Consider the following 3287-nt stretch of genomic DNA (forward strand, 5'->3'; position numbering starts at 1 on the left):
AGGACGCGGACGGCGTCGGGGTCGCGCCCGGCCGCGGAGATCGCGGCGCGCAGCGCCCGGCGGCGCTCGGCGGCGGCGGGGAGGTCCGGCGCGCTGATCCGGACGAGGTCGGCGCGTCGCGCGGCGACCTCGGCGGCGGCGGGATCGTCGGCGCGGACCACCACGATCGGCTGCCCCTGCGGGCTGCGCGGCGTGATCGACGGTCCCTTCACCGAGAAGTGCTCGCCGAGGAAGTCGATGTAGTGCAGTTTGGCGCGGTCGATGAAGCGCCCGGTCGGCACGTCGCGGATCTCCGCGTCGTCCTCCCAGCTGTCCCACAGGCGCGCCGCGACCTCGATCGCCTCCTCGGCCTCGGCCCACAGCGAGGTCGCGTCCTGGGCGTCCTTGCGGCCGAACGCCTTCGCCTGCGCGGCGCCCTCGGACACCGTGACCTCCCAGCCGGCCCGGCCGAGGGTGGCGAAGTCCAGCGCGGCGATGGCCTTGGACACGTGGAACGGTTCGGTGTGGGTGACCGGCACCTGCGGGACGAGGGCCACGCGCGAGGTCGCCGCGGCCGTGCGGGCCGCGACGGCCACCGCGTCGAGCCTGCCCCGGGTGACGCCGGCGCCGCCGGGCTGCACCGCGAACGAGTCGGGCACGAACACCGCGTCCAGGCCGAGCGATTCGGCGGCGGTCACCGCCGCCGTCCAGTAGCCCGCGGTGAACAGGTCCTCGGCACCGGAGTCCGCGCGCCGCCAGGACGCGGGATGCGTTCCGGTGCCCGGCAGTTCGATGCCGAGGAACGGCTCGGCATTGCTCATGACCTCGGTTCCTTTCCTTCGGGGATGGCCGCCAGCAGTTCCCGGGTGTAGGGGTGCCGTGGCTGGGTGAAGATGTCGGCGGTTGGCCCGATCTCGACGATGCGGCCGCCGCGCATGACCGCGACCCGGTCGCTGATGCGACGCACCACGGCCAGGTCGTGGGTGATGAACAGGTAGCCGACGGCGAGCTCGGACTGCAGGTCGTCGAGCAGTGCGAGGATCTGGGCCTGGACCGAGGCGTCCAGCGCCGAGACCGGTTCGTCCAGGACGACCAGGTCGGGGCGCAGGGCGAGGGCCCGGGCGATGGCCACGCGCTGGCGCTGGCCGCCCGACAGTTCCGCGGGCCTGCGCCGGGCGAAGTCGGCGGGCAGCGCCACCTGGCCGAGCAGCTCCTCGACCCGGGCGGCCCGGCCCGCCCGGTCGCCGACCCCGTAGGCGCGCAGCGGTTCGGCCACGATGTCGCCGACGGTCCAGCGCGGGTCGAGCGACGAGTAGGGGTTCTGGTAGACCACCTGGAACCGGCGGCGCAGCTCGCGCAACCGGGCCCGGCGGGCGGCGGTGAGGTCGTGCCCGTCGAAGGTCACGGTGCCGCGGTCGGCGTCGGCCAGCCGCAGCGCGATCCGCGCGGTGGTCGACTTGCCGGACCCCGATTCGCCGACCAGCGCCAGCGTTTCGCCGCGATCCAGCGCGAAGGACACGTCGTCGACGGCGGTGACGTCGCCCGCGCGGGCGTGGAAACGCTTGTGCAGCGCCCGCACCGACAGCAGCGGGGTGCCGGCGGCGGGTCGCGGGGTGCGGAACGGGGTGGGCGCCAGGGCGGGCGAGGCGGCCAGCAGCCGCCGGGTGTAGTCGTGCCGGGGCGCCGCGAGCACCTCGGCCGTCGGCCCCTGCTCGACGATCTCGCCGCCGTTGAGCACGACGAGGCGGTCCGCGCGTTCGGCGGCGGTGGCCAGGTCGTGGGTGATGAGCAGGACCGCGGTGCCGCGCGCGGCGATCCGCTCCGAGAGCCGGTCGAGGACGCGGCGGGCCACGGTGGCGTCCAGCGCCGAGGTGGGTTCGTCGGCGATGATCAGCTCGGGCGCGCAGGCCAGCGCGACGGCGATGAGCGCGCGCTGGCGCTGTCCGCCGGAGAGTTCGTGCGGGTACTGGCGGGCCCGCAGCTCGGGGCGGTCGAGTCCGGCCTCCGCGAGCAGGTCGAGCGCGCGCAGCCGGGCGCCGCGGCGGTCGGCGAGCTTGTGCACGAGCAGCGCCTCGGCGACCTGGTCACCGACGCGCAGCACCGGGTTCAGCGAGGCGCCGGGATCCTGGGGCACGAACCCGATCCGCCTGCCGCGCACGCGGCGCAGCGATTTCTCGTCGCCGGGATCGATCCGTTCGCCGGCGAACTCGATGGCGCCGCCGTCGATGTCGGCGCTGCCGCCGAGGAGGCCGAGCACGGCGTGCGCGAGCGTGGACTTGCCCGAACCGGATTCGCCGACCAGCGCGACCACCTCGCCGGGGGCGACGGTCAGCGACGCGCCGCGCAGGGCCTGGACCCGGCCCGTGCTCGCCCGGTAGGTGACGCGCAGATCGTCCACGCGCAGCAGGGGTGTGCCGCCGGAGGTCGGCGGGGTGGCCGGGTCGCCTGCGGTGCGGGCGAGCCCGGGTCCGGCCGCGGCCGGCAGCTCGCCCGGCGCGGGCGTGGAAGGGGCGCTCACAGCAGGTCCTTCCGGCCCGCGGCGCGGCCCAGGTGCTGGGCGGCGACGACGACGGCGATGATGACCAGGCCGGGCAGGGTGGTCAGCCACCAGGCGGTGGCGAGGAAGTTGCGGCCCTCCGAGATCAGCGTTCCCCATTCCGGGGTGGGCGGCTCGGCGCCGTAGCCGAGGAAGCTCAGCGAGGACACCGCCAGCACGGCCATGCCGAATTCCACCGCGGCCAGCGCGAGCACCGGCTGGATCGCGTTCGGCAGGACGTGGCGGGCCAGTACCGCGTACCAGCGCACCCCCGAGGCGTGGGCGGCCTCGACGTAGGGCGCGTGCCGCACCCGCAGCACCTCCGAGCGCATGACCCGGGCGAAGTTGGCGATCAGCGAGACGCCGACGGCCAGCGCCACGTTGCGGGTGCCGAAGCCGAGCGCGGTCACCAGGGCCAGCGACATCAGCAGGGTGGGGATGGAGAGCAGCACGTCGACGACCCGCATGACCGCGGCGTCGACGACGCCGCCGATCGCGCCGGAGAGCAGGCCGAGCACCGAACCGGCGACCAGCGCGAGGCCGACGGCGGTGAGGGTGGCGGTGAGCGAGAGCCCGGCGCCGTGCACCATGCGGGTGTAGAGGTCGCGGCCGAGATTGTCGGTGCCGAACCAGTGCTCGGCGCCCGGCGGACGGAACTTCTGCGCGGGCACGCCGGTCAGCGGGTCGCCGGAGGCGAAGAACGAGGGCGCCAGCGCCCAGCCGAGGACGACCGCGAGCACCACGATCGACACGGCTCGGCCGGGATGGCGGC

3 protein-coding genes are annotated in these 3287 nt (G+C 75.4%); all 3 read right to left on the bottom strand.

All coding sequences use genetic code 11. The features are described from left to right. Positions 1-800, bottom strand: an 800-nt coding sequence (locus ON36_RS08395; protein WP_043649969.1) for an LLM class flavin-dependent oxidoreductase, incomplete at its 3' end; no start/stop codon positions are given. After that, positions 797-2386, bottom strand: a complete 1590-nt coding sequence (locus ON36_RS08400; RefSeq protein WP_043649970.1) for a dipeptide ABC transporter ATP-binding protein — start codon at positions 2384-2386, stop codon at positions 797-799. The genes ON36_RS08400 and ON36_RS08395, both read right to left, overlap by 4 nt. Positions 2387-2493: 107 nt before the next feature. Further along, positions 2494-3267, bottom strand: a complete 774-nt coding sequence (locus ON36_RS08405; RefSeq protein ID WP_083884995.1) for an ABC transporter permease — start codon at positions 3265-3267, stop codon at positions 2494-2496. Positions 3268-3287: the final 20 nt, after the last annotated feature.

It is taken from the genome of Nocardia thailandica NBRC 100428 (assembly GCF_000308795.1).
Lineage (GTDB): Bacteria > Actinomycetota > Actinomycetes > Mycobacteriales > Mycobacteriaceae > Nocardia > Nocardia thailandica.